At 69.5% G+C, this 16946-nt stretch carries 16 protein-coding genes; 8 read left to right on the plus strand and 8 right to left on the minus strand.

The window, feature by feature from the left end:
- Window positions 1-74: 74 nt before the first annotated feature.
- From ACFFU4_RS12935 to ACFFU4_RS12950, 4 genes are all read right to left on the minus strand, one after another.
- Window positions 75-644, minus strand: coding sequence for a sarcosine oxidase subunit gamma (locus ACFFU4_RS12935; RefSeq protein WP_377070185.1), 570 nt, complete (start codon window positions 642-644; stop codon window positions 75-77).
- On the minus strand, window positions 637-3654 hold the full coding sequence (locus ACFFU4_RS12940) for a sarcosine oxidase subunit alpha family protein (RefSeq protein ID WP_377070186.1): 3018 nt from the start codon (window positions 3652-3654) through the stop codon (window positions 637-639). Before ACFFU4_RS12940 ends, ACFFU4_RS12935 begins: the two co-directional genes overlap by 8 nt.
- A 61-nt stretch (window positions 3655-3715) precedes the next feature.
- Window positions 3716-4045 carry a sarcosine oxidase subunit delta gene (locus ACFFU4_RS12945; protein WP_377070187.1) on the minus strand — a complete coding sequence of 110 codons (330 nt, stop codon included), beginning with the start codon at window positions 4043-4045 and terminating at the stop codon, window positions 3716-3718.
- A 13-nt stretch (window positions 4046-4058) separates the two neighbouring features.
- Entirely contained in the window at window positions 4059-5303 is a 1245-nt protein-coding gene (locus ACFFU4_RS12950; protein ID WP_377070188.1) for a sarcosine oxidase subunit beta family protein, read from the minus strand.
- Window positions 5304-5517: 214 nt separating this feature from the next.
- Between ACFFU4_RS12950 and ccmI the strand changes: the two genes are divergently transcribed.
- The 4 genes from ccmI to eno all read left to right on the plus strand — a co-directional run bounded on the left by ccmI (window position 5518) and on the right by eno (window position 9088).
- The gene (ccmI, locus tag ACFFU4_RS12955; protein WP_377070189.1) at window positions 5518-6747 is read left to right on the plus strand and encodes a c-type cytochrome biogenesis protein CcmI; all 1230 of its coding nucleotides are present in this window, start codon (window positions 5518-5520) and stop codon (window positions 6745-6747) included.
- Window positions 6744-7229, plus strand: a complete 486-nt coding sequence (gene ruvX, locus ACFFU4_RS12960) for a Holliday junction resolvase RuvX (protein WP_377070190.1) — start codon at window positions 6744-6746, stop codon at window positions 7227-7229. Before ccmI ends, ruvX begins: the two co-directional genes overlap by 4 nt.
- On the plus strand, window positions 7219-7455 hold the full coding sequence (locus ACFFU4_RS12965) for a DUF1289 domain-containing protein (protein WP_377070191.1): 237 nt from the start codon (window positions 7219-7221) through the stop codon (window positions 7453-7455). The genes ruvX and ACFFU4_RS12965 overlap by 11 nt, the downstream gene beginning before the upstream one ends.
- Window positions 7456-7813: 358 nt before the next feature.
- Window positions 7814-9088 carry a phosphopyruvate hydratase gene (gene eno / locus ACFFU4_RS12970; RefSeq protein ID WP_377070192.1) on the plus strand — a complete coding sequence of 425 codons (1275 nt, stop codon included), beginning with the start codon at window positions 7814-7816 and terminating at the stop codon, window positions 9086-9088.
- A 591-nt stretch (window positions 9089-9679) separates the two neighbouring features.
- Here the strand turns inward: eno and ACFFU4_RS12975 are convergent.
- The 4 genes from ACFFU4_RS12975 to ACFFU4_RS12990 all read right to left on the minus strand — a co-directional run bounded on the left by ACFFU4_RS12975 (window position 9680) and on the right by ACFFU4_RS12990 (window position 12515).
- Complete coding sequence (locus ACFFU4_RS12975; RefSeq protein WP_377070193.1) at window positions 9680-10675, minus strand: DUF3179 domain-containing protein; 996 nt, start codon at window positions 10673-10675, stop codon at window positions 9680-9682.
- 91 nt (window positions 10676-10766) lie between these two features.
- Entirely contained in the window at window positions 10767-11471 is a 705-nt protein-coding gene (locus ACFFU4_RS12980) for a DUF4336 domain-containing protein (RefSeq protein WP_377070194.1), read from the minus strand.
- Entirely contained in the window at window positions 11468-12016 is a 549-nt protein-coding gene (locus tag ACFFU4_RS12985) for a peptidylprolyl isomerase (RefSeq protein ID WP_377070195.1), read from the minus strand. Before ACFFU4_RS12985 ends, ACFFU4_RS12980 begins: the two co-directional genes overlap by 4 nt.
- A complete protein-coding gene (locus ACFFU4_RS12990; RefSeq protein ID WP_377070196.1) occupies window positions 12009-12515 on the minus strand; it encodes a peptidylprolyl isomerase in 507 nt (168 codons plus the stop codon). Before ACFFU4_RS12990 ends, ACFFU4_RS12985 begins: the two co-directional genes overlap by 8 nt.
- 133 nt (window positions 12516-12648) lie before the next feature.
- Here ACFFU4_RS12990 and ACFFU4_RS12995 point away from each other — a divergent pair, with 133 nt between their 5' ends.
- The 4 genes from ACFFU4_RS12995 (at window position 12649) to ACFFU4_RS13010 (ending at window position 16941) form a co-directional block, all read left to right on the plus strand.
- Complete coding sequence (locus tag ACFFU4_RS12995; RefSeq protein ID WP_377070197.1) at window positions 12649-13836, plus strand: phosphoglycerate kinase; 1188 nt, start codon at window positions 12649-12651, stop codon at window positions 13834-13836.
- Between the two features lie 31 nt (window positions 13837-13867).
- Window positions 13868-14650 carry an SDR family NAD(P)-dependent oxidoreductase gene (locus tag ACFFU4_RS13000; protein WP_377070198.1) on the plus strand — a complete coding sequence of 261 codons (783 nt, stop codon included), beginning with the start codon at window positions 13868-13870 and terminating at the stop codon, window positions 14648-14650.
- A 127-nt stretch (window positions 14651-14777) separates the two neighbouring features.
- Window positions 14778-15515 carry a metallophosphoesterase family protein gene (locus tag ACFFU4_RS13005; protein ID WP_377070199.1) on the plus strand — a complete coding sequence of 246 codons (738 nt, stop codon included), beginning with the start codon at window positions 14778-14780 and terminating at the stop codon, window positions 15513-15515.
- 250 nt (window positions 15516-15765) lie between these two features.
- Window positions 15766-16941, plus strand: a complete 1176-nt coding sequence (locus ACFFU4_RS13010) for an acetyl-CoA C-acyltransferase family protein (protein ID WP_377070200.1) — start codon at window positions 15766-15768, stop codon at window positions 16939-16941.
- The last annotated feature ends 5 nt before the right edge of the window (window positions 16942-16946 follow it).

Raw genomic sequence — 16946 nt, forward strand, 5'->3', positions numbered from 1 at the left:
CCGTTACATGGTGGCGGGCGCGCACAAAGGTCAACCCCGCGCGCCGGAGTTTTTCCCTCGGGAATGGCGGTCGCTCAACCGTAAACGCCCACCTCGCCACCGGGAAGCGCCGCGGTTTTCAGGATGTTGAAGGCATAATCGGCCACCGAGCGAAAGCACACGACGTGAAAGGTGCCGCCCTCGTCCAGCCAGAACGCGGCGGGTACCTGCGCCATGCGCGTGCGGCGGAACATGCCGGGGGTAAAGGCGTCCGGCGACAGATCCACCGGGCAGAGCTTGGCGAGGGTTTCCCGCGCACCCGGCCCCGAGATGCGCAGATAGGTGCGCGCGTCCGACACGTTGACGGCCAGGAAATGCTGGCCTTCGAGCGCCTCTTCCAGCGTCGCGACGGTCCCGGCCACGCCGTCATAGGCGCACATGAGCAACAGCTCATCCGGCGACATCCAGAGCGCGGCGGTCCCCTCGCCCATCAGCGCCGCACGCTGTCCGGGCACGTCGAGGCCGACGGCCTCTTTCACCGCTGCCTTCACCTCTTTCGACGACAGATCGCCGCGCAGGGTGATCATGCCGGTCAGGCCGCCATCCTCGACGGTGGCAAGACCGTCGCAGCGGGCGCCGTCCAGGGCGGTCACGGGCTCAGCCATTCTGTTTCTCCCCGTCCTTGTCGTAAAATACCTGATCGACGATCTTCGCCTTGACGATACCGCCATCGACCTTCGGAAACTCCAGCACCTCGCCCATGCGGTCGGGCCCGTGCAGGACCAGACCCATCGCGATACCACGGCCCAGTGTGGGCGAGTGATAGGTCGAGGTCACGCGCCCCTGCACGTTGCGCTGCCCGTTGGCGTTGTGGCCGTCGGCCGTGGCATAGGCCCCGTCGGGCAGGACCGAGCCGTCGAGCGTCTCCAGCCCCACCAGCTTCCAGCGGTCGGGGTCGGCCATATGGCTGCGCTCCTGCGCGCGCTTGCCGATATAGTCCTCTTTCTTCTTCGAGATCGCCCACTGCATGTTGAGATCCTGCGGGATGACGGTGCCATCCGTCTCGTCCCCGATCATGATAAAGCCCTTCTCGGCGCGCATGACGTGCATCGCCTCGGTGCCGTAGGGCATGACGCCATACTCGGCCCCCGCCTCCATCAGCTTATCCCACAGCGCACGGCCATGGCTCGCGGGCACCGAAAGCTCAAAGCTCAACTCGCCGGCAAAGGAGATGCGGAAGACGCGCGCCGGGATGCCCGCCACGGTGATCTCTTTCCAGCCCATGAAGGTCAGCGCCTCGGCACCGATGTCGTCATCGGTCAGCTTCTCGATCACCTTGCGCGAATTCGGGCCCGCGACGCCCACCTGCGCGTATTGCTCGGTGACGTTGGCGGTATAGACCTTCCAGTCCCACCATTCGGTCTGGAGCCATTCCTCCATGTGGCCATGCACGCTCTCGGCCCCGCCGGTGGTGGTGTGGGCGAGGAACGTGTCCTCGTCGAGCCGCGCCACCACGCCGTCATCCATCAGGAATCCGTTCTCGTTGCACATCAGGCCATAGCGGCAGCGGCCCGGCTTCAGCGTCGACATCATGTTGGTGTAGAGCATGTCCATGAAGCGGCCCGCATCCGGCCCCTTGACGATGAGCTTGCCCAGCGTCGAGGCGTCGAGCAGCCCGAGGCTCTCCCGCGTCTGGGTGATCTCGCGATTGACCGCCTCGTGGCGGCCCGCCTCGCCCCTCGGGAAGCAATAGGGCCGCCGCCATTGGCCCACCGGCTCGAAATCCGCGCCGTTTGCCTCGTGCCGGCCCTGCATCGGCGTCTTGCGGATGGGCTGGAAATTGCCCTTGGTCGCCTCGCCCGCGATCGACGACAGCGAGATCGGCGTGTAGGGCGGGCGGAAGGTGGTGGTGCCGGTCTGCGGAATGGCCTGGCCCAGCGCGTCCGACAGGATGGCAAGGCCGTTGATATTGCTCAGCTTGCCCTGGTCGGTGGCCATGCCCAGCGTGGTATAGCGCTTGGCGTGCTCGACGCTTTCGTACCCTTCGCGCGCGGCCAGTTGCACATCCGACACCTTGACGTCGTTCTGGTAGTCGAGCCACGCCTTCATCCGGTGCCCGTAGCTTGCGCCCTGCGGCATCAGCCAGACCGGCTGCATCGGTGCCTCGGGGGCCTCGCTGCCCTGCGGTGCCTTGCCCTTGGGCTTGGCGCCCATCGCCTTGGCCGCCGCCTGCCCGGCCTCATGCGCATCGGCCAGCACGCTGGCCAGATCGCCCGCGCCATTGGCGACCCCGGCGGCGATGACGAACGCTTCGCCCTGCGCGCCGCGCGGCGGGTTGTCGGGGTCGGGGCGGAAATGCGCCTGTGCCTCGTCCCAGATCAGCTTGCCGCCGCAATGCGACCACAGGTGCACCACCGGCGACCAGCCGCCGGACATGGCGACCGCGTCGCAGGCGATCTCCTCCAGCGCCGCGCCCTCGCCCGCCTGCGCGCAGATGGCAACGCCGGTGACGTGCCTGCCGCCCTTGACCTTTGCGATGCCCTTGCCGTTCTCGATGCGGATGCCCAGCGCGCGCGCCTCCTCGGCCAGCGCGCCGCCGCCCTGTTGGCGCGCATCGAGGATCGCGGGAATCTCAAGCCCCAGCTTCCTGAGCGTGATGGCGGTGCGGTAGGCGTCGTCGTTGTTGGTGACGACCACGGTGCGGTCGCCGATGGACACGCCGTAATCGACCGCGTAATCGCGCACCGCCGAGGCGAGCATGACACCGGGAATGTCGTTGCCGGCAAAGCTCAGCGGGCGCTCGATCGCCCCGGTCGCGGTGACGATCTGGCCCGCGCGGATGCGCCACAGGCGGTGGCGCGGCGCGTCCGAGCCGGGCGCATGATCGGCCACCTGCTCGTAGCCCAGCGCATAGCCGTGATCGTAGACCCCGGCCCCCATGCAACGGTTGCGCAGGGTGACATTGGGCATGTCCCGCAGTCTGGCGACAGTGGCATCGACCCAGTCGGCCACGGGCTGGCCATCGACCTCGCCGCCATCGCCATAGTCGACGGGCGCGCGCCCGCCCCAATGGGCGGTCTGCTCGATCAGCATGACCTTCGATCCGGCCTCTGCGGCAGCGAGCGCGGCTTGCAGCCCGGCCACACCGCCGCCGACGACGAGCACATCGCAGAAGTAATAGAAATGCTCGTAGCGGTCGGGATCGCCGGGGTTCGCTGCGCGGCCGAGCCCCGCCGACTGACGGATGAACGGCTCGTAGACATGCTTCCACAAGGGGCGCGGGTGGATGAACATCTTGTAGTAGAAACCCGCGGGCAGGAACCGCGCGAACCAGGTGTTCACGGCACCGATATCGTTCTCAAGGCTCGGCCAGTGGTTCTGGCTGATCGCCGTCAGCCCGTCGAACAGCTCGGTCGTGGTGGCGCGCTGGTTCGGCTCGAACCGCGCACCCTGCCCGAGACCGACGAGCGCGTTTGGCTCCTCGGCGCCCGAGGCCACGATGCCGCGCGGGCGGTGATACTTGAACGAACGGCCCACCAGCGTCTGGCCATTGGCCAGCAGCGCCGAGGCGAGCGTATCGCCCGCATGGCCCTGCATCCGCTTGCCGTTGAAGGTGAACTCAAGGCGGCGGCCGCGATCGAGGAGGCGGCCGCCTTTGGCCAGACGTGTGCTCATATGCCAGACCTCCTGCCCGGTGCGGGCGTGATGAATTGAGTATTTTTGCCAAGAAGAAGCGTCATGCGAAGCCCCTCCACGCCCAGCCGGGGCGCCTTGCGGTGATCGCGTCACGGATCTCCTGCGGCGGCTCCAGCGTTTGCGCCGGGTAGGTGCCGTAGACCTCCAGCGTCACGGTATCGCGCGCGGCGTGGAACCACTTGCCGCAGCCATTGTTGTGCCGCCAGCGCTCGAAATGCACGCCCTTGGGGTTTTCCTTGGCGAAGAGATAGGTGTGAAAGTCATCGTCCGAAGAGCCGGGGCCGTGGCGCGTGAGATGCGCCTCGCCGCCCTGGTGAAACTCGGTCTCCTCGGCGGTCACACCGCAGCAGGGGCAGGTGAGGATCAGCATGGTCTATCCCTCCTTAGTGGGCGACGCCGGCGGCGACCGACTCGTCGATGAACCGGCCCTGATAGAACCGGTCGAGGCCGAATTCGTCGCAGAGCGGCGAGTGCCCCTTGGCCATCAGTTCGGCAAAGCCCCAGCCCGAGCCGGGCGTCGCCTTGAACCCGCCGGTACCCCAGCCCCCGTTGATGAAGATGCCCTCGACCGGCGTCTTCGAGAGGATCGGCGAGCGGTCGCCGGTGACGTCCACGATGCCGCCCCATTGCCGCAGCATCTTGAGCCGCGCGACCATCGGGAAGGTCTCGACCAATGCGCGCACCGTCTCCTCGATATGGTGGAAGGCGCCGCGCTGTGTGTAGTTGTTGTAGCCGTCGGTGCCGCCGCCGATCACCATCTCGCCCTTGTCGGACTGGCTCATGTAGCCGTGCACGGTGTTGGCCATGACGACGCAATCCATGCACGGCTTGATCGGCTCGGAGACCAGCGCCTGAAGCGCCACGCTCTCGATCGGCAGGCGGAACCCGGCCATCTCGGCGAGGTGCCCCGAATGCCCCGCCACCACGATGCCCAGCTTGTCGCAGTCGATATCGCCGCGATTGGTGGTGACGCCGCGCACGCGCCCGCCATCGCGGCGGATGCCCGTGACCTCGCATTTCTGGATGATGTCCATGCCCATGGCCGAGCACGCCCGCGCAAAGCCCCACGCCACGGCATCGTGCCGCGCGGTGCCCCCGCGCGCCTGCCAGAGGCCGCCCAGCACCGGATAGCGCGGCCCGTCGAGATTGATGATCGGCACGATCTCCTTGACGCGCTGCGGCGTGATGAACTCGGTGGTGACACCCTGTAGCGCGTTGGCCTGCGCGGTGCGCTTGTAGCCGCGCACCTCGTGCTCGGTCTGCGCCAGCATGATGACGCCGCGGGGCGAATACATGATATTGTAGTTCAGGTCCTGGCTCAGCGTCTCGTAGAGCGAGCGGGACTTCTCGTAGATCGCCGCCGACGGGTCCTGAAGATAGTTGGAGCGGATGATGGTGGTGTTGCGCCCGGTGTTGCCGCCGCCCAGCCAGCCCTTTTCCAGCACCGCCACGTTGGTGATGCCGAAATTCTTGCCGAGGTAATAGGCGGTGGCGAGGCCATGCCCGCCCGCACCGATGATGATGACATCGTATTTCTTCTTCGGCTCGGGCGAGGCCCAGGCGCGTTCCCACCCCATGTGGTCGCGCAGCGCCTCTCGGGCGATGGCAAAGACGGAATAGCGTTTCATGCGCGGACAGTCCTTCTCCGGGGATTCGCGGGGCGAAAGCGGTTGCGATGGTAATGCGACGGGCGGACGGGCGAAAGGTGACCGAGGGCGGCGCTTCGCCCGCGAATTGCGACATTGCGACATCGCGGCGCGGGGCGCGCGCGCCGATCGGCGGCATTGCCCCTTTTTTCCGCGCGCGCGGCGCTTTAGATGGAGGCCAGAGAGGATGACGGTCATGGGTTTCTGGATCATCGCGGCGGCGCTTGCCGTCGGCACCGGGCTGCTTCTGGCGCTGGCGGCGCTGCGCGGGCGCGCGGGGGCCGAGCCGCCCGCCTCCTACGACCTGCGCGTCTACCGCGACCAGTTGCGCGAGATCGAGCGCGACGCCAAACGCGGCGTGATCGCCGGGGACGAGGCCGAGCGGCTGCGCGCGGAGGTGTCGCGCCGCATTCTCGCGGCCGATACACAATTGCGCTCGGGCGGCGCCACCGCGGGCCAGCCGCGTCTCGCCGGGCGGGCCGGCGCGCTCGTGGTCATGGCGCTGATCGCGGGCGGGGGGCTGGCGCTCTATGCCGCCGTCGGCGCGCCCGGCTACGGCGACATGCCGCTGGGGGCCCGCATCGCCGCGTCCGAGGCGGCCCGCGCCGAGCGGCTGGGGCAGGAGGCCGCCGAGGCCCGCTACGGCCCCGGCGAGACCGCCCCCCCCGAGGACAGCAGCGCCGAGCACCTGCAACTGGTGCAGCGCCTGCGCGAGGTGGTGGCGGCGCGGCCCGAGGATCAGCAGGGTCTGCGCTTTCTCGTGCGCAGCGAGGCGGCGCTGGGGCGCATGGAGGCGGCGCGCCGCGCGCAGCAACAGCTCATCGCTGTGCGCGGCGACGAGGCGGGCGCCAGCGACCACGCTATGCTCGCCGAACTGATGATCGAGGCGGCGGGCGGCTATGTCTCGGCGGACGCGCACGCGGCGCTGCGCACGGCCCTCGAGATTGACCCGCGCGCGCCCACCGCGCGGTTCTATCTCGGGCTGTGGCACCTGCAGACGGGCCGGCCCGACCTTGCCTTTCCGGTCTGGCGCGACCTGCTGGAACAGAGCCGCCCCGGCGCGCCCTGGGCGGCCGCGATCCGCGCAGAGATCGGCGAGGTCGCAAAACGCGCGGGCGTGCGCTACACCCCGCCCGCGCCGCAGGGCCGCGGCCCCTCCGCCGCCGATATCGACGCCGCCGCCGGGATGGACCCCGAGGCGCGCGCCGGGATGATCCGCGGCATGGTGGCGGGGCTGTCCGAACGGCTTGCCACCGATGGTGGCCCGCCCGAGGACTGGGCGCGGCTCATCAACGCCTATGGCGTGCTGGGCGAGACCGCGCAAGCCCGGCGCATCTGGACCGAGGCGCGCGAGACCTTTGGCGGCGATGCCCGCGCGCTCGGTATTCTGCGCACGGCGGCAGAGGCCGCGGGCGTCGCCGAATGATCCGCGAGGACATCGCCCACTTCGCCGCCGCACTGGTGCCGGGGCGCGGCGTGATGGGGCTCGATCTGGGCACCAGGACCATCGGCGTGGCGCTCTCCGACCGGCTCCTGTCAAGCGCCAGCGCGGTGGAGACCGTCAAGCGGCGCAAGTTCACCCTCGATGCGGCGCGTCTGCTGGAGATCGCGGCGGATCGCGAGGCCGGCGGCATCCTGCTGGGCCTGCCGCGCAACATGGACGGCAGCGAAGGCCCCCGCGCGCAATCCACCCGCGCCTTCGCCCGCAACCTGTCGCGGCTCACCGACCTGCCCATCGGCTTCTGGGACGAACGGCTCTCGACCGTGGCCGCCGAGCGGGCCCTGCTCGAGGCGGATACGACACGAAGACGTCGCGCAGAGGTGATCGACTCGGTCGCCGCGGCCTATATCCTGCAAGGGGCGCTCGATCGGATGCACCACATGAGGGATGCGCAGAATGGCGGATGAGGTCTGGAACCGCGACGAGGTCGAAAGCCCCTGCGTGCGCGTCTGCGTCGTCCACCCGCAGGCGCGCATCTGCACCGGCTGCCTGCGCTCGATCGACGAGATCACCCGCTGGTCGAAGATGAGCGCGCAGGAGCGCCGCGCCATCATCGCCGCCCTGCCCGACCGCGCCGACCTGCTGAAGACGCGCCGCGGCGGCCGCGCCGCGCGGCTGGCGCGCGGCGTCTGATCGCGCGGGCGCGTCATTGCGGGCACGGACGGTGCCGTTGTGAGAAGGGGCGATTGGCCTATACCCGCCGTTCGCCTCTCCCGTCCCGGCGCGGAATCAAGTGCGAAGCCCGCCGCGCCAACGTCCCCTTCAGGCCCAGAACCCGCCAACAGCCCCGCTCCGGCATAGCTCGCGGTTCCGGCGTCCGGTCGTCATCCGACCGGATCGCATCAGGGATGCCGGGCCCGTGCCCCCCGCGTCCATCGGGTATCCCGTGTCACATGGCGACCACCGGCCGCGCGGCATGTGCCGCGTTTGCATTGCCGGGGTTTCTTGCTATTGGCGGTCAGGATTCAGTCAACTCCGGGACAGGCACGCCATGAGCAGCATCATCGACATTCACGCCCGCGAAATCCTTGACAGCCGGGGCAACCCGACGGTGGAGGTCGAGGTCACGCTGGAGGACGGCACGATGGGCCGCGCCGCTGTCCCGTCGGGGGCCTCCACCGGCGCGCATGAGGCGGTTGAGAAGCGCGACGGCGATCCGGTGCGCTATGGCGGCAAGGGCGTGCTGGAGGCCTGCGCCAGCGTCAACGGCGAGATCGCCGAGGCGCTCTTGGGCATGGATGCGACCGAGCAGGTGGCCGTGGACGAGACCATGATCGAGCTTGACGGCACCCCCAACAAGGGGCGGCTGGGGGCCAACGCGATCCTCGGCGTCAGCCTCGCGGCCGCCCGCGCCGCCGCCGATTACAGCGCCGTCCCGCTTTATCGCTACGTGGGCGGCACCTCGGCGCGGGTGCTGCCGGTGCCGATGATGAACATCATCAATGGCGGCGAGCATGCCGACAACCCCATCGACATCCAGGAATTCATGATCATGCCGGTGAGCGCCGGCAGCATCCGCGAGGCGGTGCGCATGGGGGCCGAGGTGTTCCACACGCTGAAAAAGGAATTGAGCGCCGCCGGGCTTGCCACCGGCGTCGGCGACGAGGGCGGCTTCGCGCCGAACCTGTCGGGCACGCGCGAGGCGCTGGATTTCATCCTGCGGTCCATCGAAAAGGCGGGCTATGCCCCCGGCGAGGACATCTTCCTCGCGCTCGATTGCGCGGCGACGGAATACTACCGTGACGGCAAATACGAGATCTCCGGCGAGGGGCTGAGCCTGTCGGGCGCGGAGAATGCGGAGTATCTGCAAGCGCTCTGCGCCGATTATCCGATCGCCTCCATCGAGGACGGCATGTCCGAGGATGACTGGGACGGCTGGAAGACGCTGACCGATGCCATCGGCGACCGCGTGCAGCTTGTCGGCGACGACCTGTTCGTGACCAATCCTGCGCGGCTGGCCGAGGGCATCGACCGCGGTGCGGCCAATGCCATGCTGGTCAAGGTCAACCAGATCGGCACGCTGACCGAGACTCTGCAGGCGGTGGAGATGGCGCACCGCGCGGGCATGACCAACGTGATGTCGCACCGCTCGGGCGAGACCGAGGACGCCACCATCGCCGATCTCGCCGTGGCCACCAATTGCGGACAGATCAAGACCGGCAGCCTCGCGCGGTCGGACCGGCTGGCGAAATACAACCAGCTCATCCGCATCGAGGAGATGCTGGGCGAGAGCGCGCGCTATGCCGGGCGGTCGGTCCTGAAATGAGCCGCGATGGCACCGGTCCCGGACAGCGGGCGGCGACCGCCGGGTGAGAGCCCGGACTGTGCGGTGCAGCGGATCGGAGCAGCCGACAAGGAATCGCCTGGAGGGGTCGTTCACCTCTCCGGCCCCGGCGCGGAATCAAGGGCGAAGCCCGCCGCGCCATCGCATGTCCGCCCCGTCGCACCGGAGGTGCGCCGGTATACGCGGCACGCCTCTGGCGTGACGGACTGGCGATGTGGTCAAGCCAGCGCGCCGATCGCATGTTTTGCGGATGTGGCTGTAATAAAGTGCTCTGAAGTTCTGTTGGTTCGCCTGCCCGCGGACATGCGATGGCGCGGCTTATCACAATGTCCCCTCCAGGCGATTCGCCCCCTCCACGACGCCCCCTCCACGAACGGCACCGCCCCGCACGCCTGCCCCGTTACCCTCCACGACGCCGCCGGGGGCGCACCGGGGTCAGGCCGGGTGCCGTCTGTCAGGCGGCTGACACCAAAGCATGTTGCTCAAAAGCGGGGCCCGGTCTTGAGCGCCGCGACCATGCGAAATCGAGCCGTTGGAACGTGCCGCGTGACAGCGAGGGAACGCGGGCGCGGTCTAGCGCAGCATCCACCGCCCGTCGGGCCAGAAGGCGTGAAACGCGAAGGCGAACATCACGTCATGCGCCACGTCGCGCCCCTGCCCGTCCCGCACCCGCACCGTGCCCACCTCACGGCCCTCCGAGATGACGCCGCGATCCAGCGCCGAGGCCTGCCCTTCCTCCCAGCTTATCGCCAGCCCCGCCTCGCGCACCCCGCCCTCGTCGCGGATCCGCGTCAGCGGCCAGGCGCGGTCGCCCACCCGCACCACGCGCGCCAGCGGCGGGATGCCGTGCGGCGGATCCTCGCCATTGTAGAGAAACGGCCGCGCGGAGCGGTCATAGCCGCGATAGGGGTTGCGCCCGTAGGAGCGGTCATGCGCGGGCTCGGCCATCACCAGCCCCTGCGGGTTGCGCGCGCGGTACTGATCCCAGCTTTCCATCCATGCCGGCAATTGCCGCAGCTCCACCCCGGTCATCTCGCCCACGATCCCCTCGCCGATCGCCTGCTGCCACCAGCTCTGGGTCTGCCGGTCATACATCACCATGTCGGAATGGCGCAGCTTGCCCGACACGCCAAAGCTCAGCACCCGGCCCCGCACCCGCCGGTCGAAGATCATGCCCGAGTTGCACAGCGGGCAATAGGTCACCGCCACCGGCACGCCACCAACGGTGTCGTTGACGATCTCGTGCCACATCAGGTAGCGGATCGGGTAGGCGCGCGGCGCGGCCCCGTCGATCTCGACGGTGATGACCGGCTCGCGCCCGCGCAGCGCCGTGTCGTCCGTCGCGCGCAGGAATCGCGGGTCGTCGATGGCGGGGATGCCGTCCTTGGGCGGCCCGCCCGACATGATCTCGGACCAGTCGTCGATGCTCGTCTCCGAGAAATCGGTCCGCGGCCACTCGGCCCGCCACTGCGACGGGTTGGCATGGGCCAGCGGCACGAGGACCAGCGGCACGAGGACCAGCATCGCCGCGAGAAAGGTGAAAATCCGGGTCGTGGGAAACCGGGGCATGGAGGACGCTCCTGCGGTCGTGACTGACGGCGGCAGGATGCGCCGGACGCGGGATTCGGGCCAGCCCCGCCCACGCGAATGTGACCCTGCGTCAGCGCCGCTTCGCCTCGCTCAGCGCCCGGTCCCAGAGCCGGTCGCGCATGATCCGGCGCATGGCGCGCCGCAGCTCGCCGCCCGCGTCGGCCTCGTAACACCGCCCATGCGTGAGGATGAGCCGCTCCGGCCCCCAGTCGAGCACCTTTTCCACCAGGTCGCCCACGGCCCCGCGCCCGCCCACGCGGCCCGGCAGGCCCGGCGGCGGCTTGCCGTCGCTGTCGTCGATCCCCGCCAGCCAGACCGGCACCCGCGCCCAGGGCGGCAACGGCCCGGTCTCGACCGCCATCATCAGCCGCGACAGGATCACCGAGCGGCTCTCGCGGTGCAGGAACACGGTCTCGCATTCGGTGCCGGACATGCTCAGCGGCCTTATCTCGCGCCGCCACGGGGCCTCGGCCATCTCTGCCCCGCGCCACGCCCGCGCCGCCGGATACGCCGCCTGCCAGTCCTCCAGCCACGGCAGTGCGGGCGCGGCGGGGGCCACCAGATGCGCCACGCGGCCCTGCGCATCCAGCCAGTCGGCCAGCTCGGGCATGAGCGGCCCCGGCGCATGGACCCAGAGCGCCCCGCCGCCCAGCCGCGCCACCACCGTGCGCAGCGGCATCGGCACGCCCATGCGCCACGGCACGACCGCGCCCTCCAGCGCCCAGAGGCCGGGGGCCAGCGCGCGCGGCGCGGGGGCGGGCGGCGGCGTGCTCACTCGGTGACGGTGACTTCGGTCATCGCGTCGGGCCGCCCGATCACCGCGCCGTTCTGCCCGCGCCCGCGCTTGATGGCATCGACCACGTCCATGCCGTCCGTCACGCGGCCCACCACGGTATATTGGCCGTCGAGGTTCGGTGCCGGGGCAAACATGATGAAGAACTGCGAATTGGCGCTGTCGGGATCGCGCGAGCGTGCCATGCCGACCACGCCGCGCTCGAACGGGATGTCCGAGAATTCGGCCTCGAGATCGGGCCGGTCGCTGCCGCCGCGCCCCGCCATCGCCATGTCGCCGCCCTCGAGCCTGCCGAACGCGACATCGCCGGTCTGCGCCATGAAACCGTCGATCACGCGGTGGAACACCACCCCGTCATAGGCCCCCTCTTCGGCCAGCGCGGTGATCTGCGCCACGTGGTTCGGGGCCACATCCTCCAGAAGGTCGATGCTGACGATGCCGTTGGCCTCGCCTGTTACCTCGATGTCGAGGCCGGTCCCGAGCGCAGGGCTCGCCAGGAGGGTGAAAGCAAGGACAAGCTTACGCATCGGCGGCCACCGTCACGCTGATCATGCGGTCGGGGTTCGCGGGCGGCTCGCCCTTGGTGATGGCATCGACATGCTCCATGCCCGAAATCACCCTTCCATAGACCGTGTACTGCCCGTTGAGGAAATGGTTGTCCTTGAAACTGATGAAGAACTGGCTGTTGGCGCTGTTCGGGTTCTGGCTGCGGGCGGCACCCAGCGTGCCGCGGTCATGCGGGATCTTCGAGAACTCGGCCTTGAGATCGGGCAGATCGCTGCCGCCGGTGCCCGCGCGGCGCGGGTTGTAATCCTGTTCCATGTTGGCGTGCTGCACGTCGCCGGTCTGCGCCATGAAGCCGTCGATCACCCGGTGAAAGGCGACGTTGTCATATTTCCCGGCGCGCGCCAGCGCCTTCATCCGCTCGCAATGCCCCGGCGCGATATCGGGCAGAAGCTCGATGGTGACGGTGCCGTCCTTCAGCTCCATGAGGATGGTGTTCTCGGGGTCCTTGATCTCGGCCATCGGGCGCTCCTTTTTGCGTGGTCGCCCGATACCTAGGACGAACGCGTGCCGATGCCAAGCACGCAGGTTGACGCCGCCGGCCCCCCGCGCCAATAGGGGCGCGACATGGGATCAACAGGGAGGCGTCCGCGCCATGAGCTGGAAAACCCTCGACGACATGGACCTCGCGGGCAAGCGCGTGCTGGTGCGCGTGGATATCAACGTGCCGGTGGACAAGGGTGCCGTGACCGACACCACCCGGATAGAGCGGATCGTGCCCACCGTCACCGACATCCTCGCCCGTGGCGGCAAGCCCATGCTGGTCGCCCATTTCGACCGGCCCAGGGGCAAGGTCGTCCCGTCCATGTCGCTGCGCGTGACGGTGCCCGCGCTCGAGGCGGCATTCGTCTGCTCCGTGCGCCTGATCGAGACCCTGGAGGGGGCCGAGAACCTCACCGAAGAGGCCCGCGCCGCCGACGTGCTGCTGCTGGAGAACATCCGCTTTCACCCCGGCGAAGAGGCGAACGACCCCGATTTCGCGGCCCGCCTCGCCGCCCTCGGCGATATCTACTGCAACGATGCGTTCTCGGCGGCGCACCGCGCGCATGCCTCGACCACCGCGCTTGCCCACCTGCTGCCCGCCTGCGCGGGGCGGCTGATGCAGGCCGAGTTGCAGGCGCTCGAGGCCGCCCTCGGCAATCCCGCGCGCCCTGTCGTGGCGGTGGTGGGCGGGGCCAAGGTCTCGACCAAGCTCGACCTGCTGGGCAACCTCGTGCAAAAGGTCGATACCCTGGTGATCGGCGGCGGCATGGCCAACACCTTCCTCGCCGCGATGGGGCTCGATGTGGGCCGCTCGCTCTGCGAACACGACATGGCCGCCACCGCGCGCGACATCATGGCGAAAGCGGGGGCGGCGGGCTGCACCATCCTGCTGCCGGCCGATGTGGTCGTGGCGCGCGAGTTTGCCGAAGGGGCGGCACATGAGGTGACGGGGGCCCATGCCTGCCCGCCGGATGCCATGATCCTCGACGCGGGCCCGCAGGCGGTGGCGCGCATCACCGCCGCCCTCGACACCGCGAAAACGCTGATCTGGAACGGCCCGCTCGGCGCGTTCGAGATCGCGCCTTTTGATGCCGCCACCAACGCCGCCGCGCAGCACGCGGCCCGGCTCAGCCGCGACGGGCGGCTCATCTCCGTGGCCGGCGGCGGCGATACGGTCTCGGCGCTCAACCGCGCTGGGGCGGCGGCGGATTTCACCTATATCTCCACCGCCGGCGGGGCCTTCCTCGAATGGATGGAGGGCAGGGATCTGCCCGGCGTCGCGGCGCTCAAGGGCGCTTGACGCGACGCCCGCACAGGGGCAGCGTGGCCGGATGACAGGCTGGACCCTCATCACCGGTGCCTCCGAGGGGCTGGGCGCGGAGTTTGCCCGCCTCGCCGCCGCCGAGGGGCGCAACCTGATCCTGACCGCAAGGTCGCAGGACAAGCTCGCGGCGCTGGCGCGGGAATTACAGGGCCGCGCGGGCGAGATCGCCGTGATCCCCGCCGACCTGTCGGAGGCGACCGGGGCAGACCGGCTCTGGCAGGAGGCGAGCCGCGACCGCCGCATCGACATCCTGGTGAACAACGCGGGGCTGGGCCGCCACGGTGCCTTCGGCAGCGTCGATGGCTGGGCGCGCGACCTCTCGACCATGGCGGTGAACATGACCGCGCTCACCGGCCTGATGAGCCGCGCCATACCGCATATGGACGCGCAGGGCGGCGGGCGGATCCTCAACGTGGGCTCCACCGCCGGGTTCATGCCCGGGCCCAACATGGCCGTCTATCACGCCACCAAGGCCTATGTGCTGTCGCTCACCGAGGCGGTGGCCGAGGAGTTGCGCGGGACAAACGTGCGCCTCTGCGTCCTGTGCCCCGGGGCGACGCAAACGGGGTTCTTCGACGCCGCCGACATGCACGGCATCGGCCTGCTGAAGCTGGGCCGCCCGGCCCGCGCCGACGCGGTGGCGCGCGCGGGCTGGCAGGCGATGATGCAGGGCCGCCGCATCCGCGTGACCGGCGCCATGAACAGGATCTTCGCCTTTGCCCCGCGGCTTGCGCCCCGCGCGCTGACCGCATTCATCGCCGGCAGGGTGATGGGAAAATGGGGCGCGTGATCGCGGCGCGGCCAAAGGCATCGCGCGGCGGCCGCGGGCCGTGCCTGTCGCGCCGCCCGGACCGCGATCCCGGATGCCGTCTGCCCCCCACTGGACAACCCGCGCCAGCCGCGCTCTACATGCCGCCATGACCGATCCGATCTACGCCATCCCCGACATCCACGGCCACGACGCCCTGCTCGACGAGGCGCTGGAGCGCATCGCCCGCGACGGCGGGCCGGACGCGCCGGTGGTCATTCTCGGCGACCTCGTCGATCGCGGTCCCGACAGCCGCGCGGTGATCGACCGGCTGATCCGCGGGCAACAGCAGGGCCGCCCCTGGACCGTGCTGCGCGGCAATCACGACCAGATGTTCCTCGACTTTCTCGATCACGGGACGCTGCACTCGCGGCGTGTGGCCTCGGGCCTGCCCTGGCTCGACAACCGGCTTGGCGGGGCCGCGACGCTCGCGTCCTACGGCATCACCGCGCCCGACCCCGATCAGGCCCATGCCGGGGCCCGCAGTGCCGTGCCGCGCGCCCATCGCGACTGGCTGGCCACCCTGCCCTGCTCGCACGAGGACGGGCCGCGCCTCTTCGTCCATGCCGGTATCCGCCCCGGCGTCGCCCTCGGCGATCAGGACCCCGAGGACCTGATGTGGATCCGCGCGCCCTTTCTCGACCACACGGACCCGCACCCGTGGCTGGTGGTCCACGGCCACACCGCGCTTTCGCATCCGGCCCATTTCGGCAACCGCATCGACCTCGACGGCGGCGCGGGCCAGGGCCGCGCGCTCTGGCCCGCCGTGTTCGAGGGGCGCGACTGCTGGCTGCTGGACGAAACGGGGCGCGTGCCGCTCACTCCCGGCACGCAACCGATTTCTTGAAAAGAAATCGGGCCGAAATCTTTTCAAGATTTCGAACCATCCGATCCCCTGGCGCATGACGGGCACCGAGGCCTGGTCGGACACCATGAGCAGCAAGCGTTAACGACCGCTTGCCTCACAGCCCGTGCCTGCGCGCGAACCTCCCGGTTCGTGCGCTGAACCTGCAGGTTCGCCCCTGCGCGCCCATGTCACCGTTGCCATCCCGGCCCCCCTGTGGCTACTCTCCGCGCAACCTGACAGGGAGGACCCCATGACCGATATCGTGATTCTCGACGGCTGCCGTACCGCCATCGGCACCTTTGGCGGGGCCCTCGCGGGCACGCCGCCCACCACGCTCGGAACTATCGTTGCAAAAGAGGCACTTGCGCGATCCGGCGTCGAGGGCGGGCAGATCGGTCACGTGGTCTATGGCCATGTCATCAACACCGAGCCGCGCGACATGTACGTGAGCCGCGTCAGCGCCATCGACGCCGGCATCCCCGACACGGCGCCTGCGATGAACGTCAACCGCCTCTGCGGCTCCGGTGCGCAAGCCATTGTTTCCGTTGTGCAATCCCTGATGCTGGGGGATGCCGATTTCGGCCTCGCCGGGGGCGTCGAGAACATGAGCCGCTCGCCCTTCATCATCCCCGATCAGCGCTGGGGCGCCAAGATGGGCGATGTGACCACACGCGACATGATGCTCGGCGCACTCAATTGCCCCTTCGGCACCGGCCACATGGGCGTCACGGCGGAAAATGTTGCGGCAGAACATGGGGTTAGCCGCACCGATCAGGACGCCTTCGCGCTCGAGAGCCAACGCCGCGCGGCGCTCGCCATCGAGGAGGGGCGCTTCAAGTCGCAGATCGTGCCGGTCGAGGTCCGCGTGAAGCGCGACATGGTACCCTTCGACACCGACGAGCACCCCAAGGCCACGACGCCCGAAGCGCTCGCCGGCCTGCGCCCCGCATTCCAGAAAGACGGCAGCGTAACCGCCGGAAATGCAAGCGGAATCAACGACGGGGCCGCCGCGCTCGTGTTTGCCCGCGCCGGCGCGGCAGAGGGCGCGGGCCTGCGCCCGCGCGCCCGCGTGCTGGGCTATGCCCATGCCGGGGTGCGCCCCGAGGTGATGGGCATCGGCCCGGTCCCGGCGGTGGAAAGCCTGCTGGCGAAAACCGGGCTCAGCGTGGCCGATTTCGACGTGGTGGAATCCAACGAAGCCTTTGCTGCTCAGGCACTTGCGGTCAACAAGGGCCTCGGCCTCGACGCCGCCCGCGTCAACCCCAACGGCGGCGCCATCGCGCTTGGCCACCCGGTCGGTGCCACCGGCGCGATCCTCACCGTCAAGGCGCTCTACGAGCTTGAGCGCACCGGCGGCAAGCGCGCGCTCATCACCATGTGCATCGGCGGCGGCCAGGGCATCGCGCTCGCCATCGAGGCGCTCTGAAGCCT

It is taken from the genome of Roseovarius ramblicola, from assembly GCF_042430665.1.
Classification (GTDB): domain Bacteria; phylum Pseudomonadota; class Alphaproteobacteria; order Rhodobacterales; family Rhodobacteraceae; genus Roseovarius; species Roseovarius ramblicola.

Bases quoted from the DNA above. Each gene is read 5' to 3' on its own strand.
- ACFFU4_RS12935 (WP_377070185.1), bottom strand. From the start codon at position 644: ATGGCTGAGCCCGTGACCGCCCTGGACGGCGCCCGCTGCGACGGTCTT.
- ACFFU4_RS12940 (WP_377070186.1), bottom strand. From the start codon at position 3,654: ATGAGCACACGTCTGGCCAAAGGCGGCCGCCTCCTCGATCGCGGCCGC.
- ACFFU4_RS12945 (WP_377070187.1), bottom strand. From the start codon at position 4,045: ATGCTGATCCTCACCTGCCCCTGCTGCGGTGTGACCGCCGAGGAGACC.
- ACFFU4_RS12950 (WP_377070188.1), bottom strand. From the start codon at position 5,303: ATGAAACGCTATTCCGTCTTTGCCATCGCCCGAGAGGCGCTGCGCGAC.
- ccmI (WP_377070189.1), top strand. From the start codon at position 5,518: ATGGGTTTCTGGATCATCGCGGCGGCGCTTGCCGTCGGCACCGGGCTG.
- ruvX (WP_377070190.1), top strand. From the start codon at position 6,744: ATGATCCGCGAGGACATCGCCCACTTCGCCGCCGCACTGGTGCCGGGG.
- ACFFU4_RS12965 (WP_377070191.1), top strand. From the start codon at position 7,219: ATGGCGGATGAGGTCTGGAACCGCGACGAGGTCGAAAGCCCCTGCGTG.
- eno (WP_377070192.1), top strand. From the start codon at position 7,814: ATGAGCAGCATCATCGACATTCACGCCCGCGAAATCCTTGACAGCCGG.
- ACFFU4_RS12975 (WP_377070193.1), bottom strand. From the start codon at position 10,675: ATGCCCCGGTTTCCCACGACCCGGATTTTCACCTTTCTCGCGGCGATG.
- ACFFU4_RS12985 (WP_377070195.1), bottom strand. From the start codon at position 12,016: ATGCGTAAGCTTGTCCTTGCTTTCACCCTCCTGGCGAGCCCTGCGCTC.
- ACFFU4_RS12990 (WP_377070196.1), bottom strand. From the start codon at position 12,515: ATGGCCGAGATCAAGGACCCCGAGAACACCATCCTCATGGAGCTGAAG.
- ACFFU4_RS12995 (WP_377070197.1), top strand. From the start codon at position 12,649: ATGAGCTGGAAAACCCTCGACGACATGGACCTCGCGGGCAAGCGCGTG.
- ACFFU4_RS13000 (WP_377070198.1), top strand. From the start codon at position 13,868: ATGACAGGCTGGACCCTCATCACCGGTGCCTCCGAGGGGCTGGGCGCG.
- ACFFU4_RS13005 (WP_377070199.1), top strand. From the start codon at position 14,778: ATGACCGATCCGATCTACGCCATCCCCGACATCCACGGCCACGACGCC.
- ACFFU4_RS13010 (WP_377070200.1), top strand. From the start codon at position 15,766: ATGACCGATATCGTGATTCTCGACGGCTGCCGTACCGCCATCGGCACC.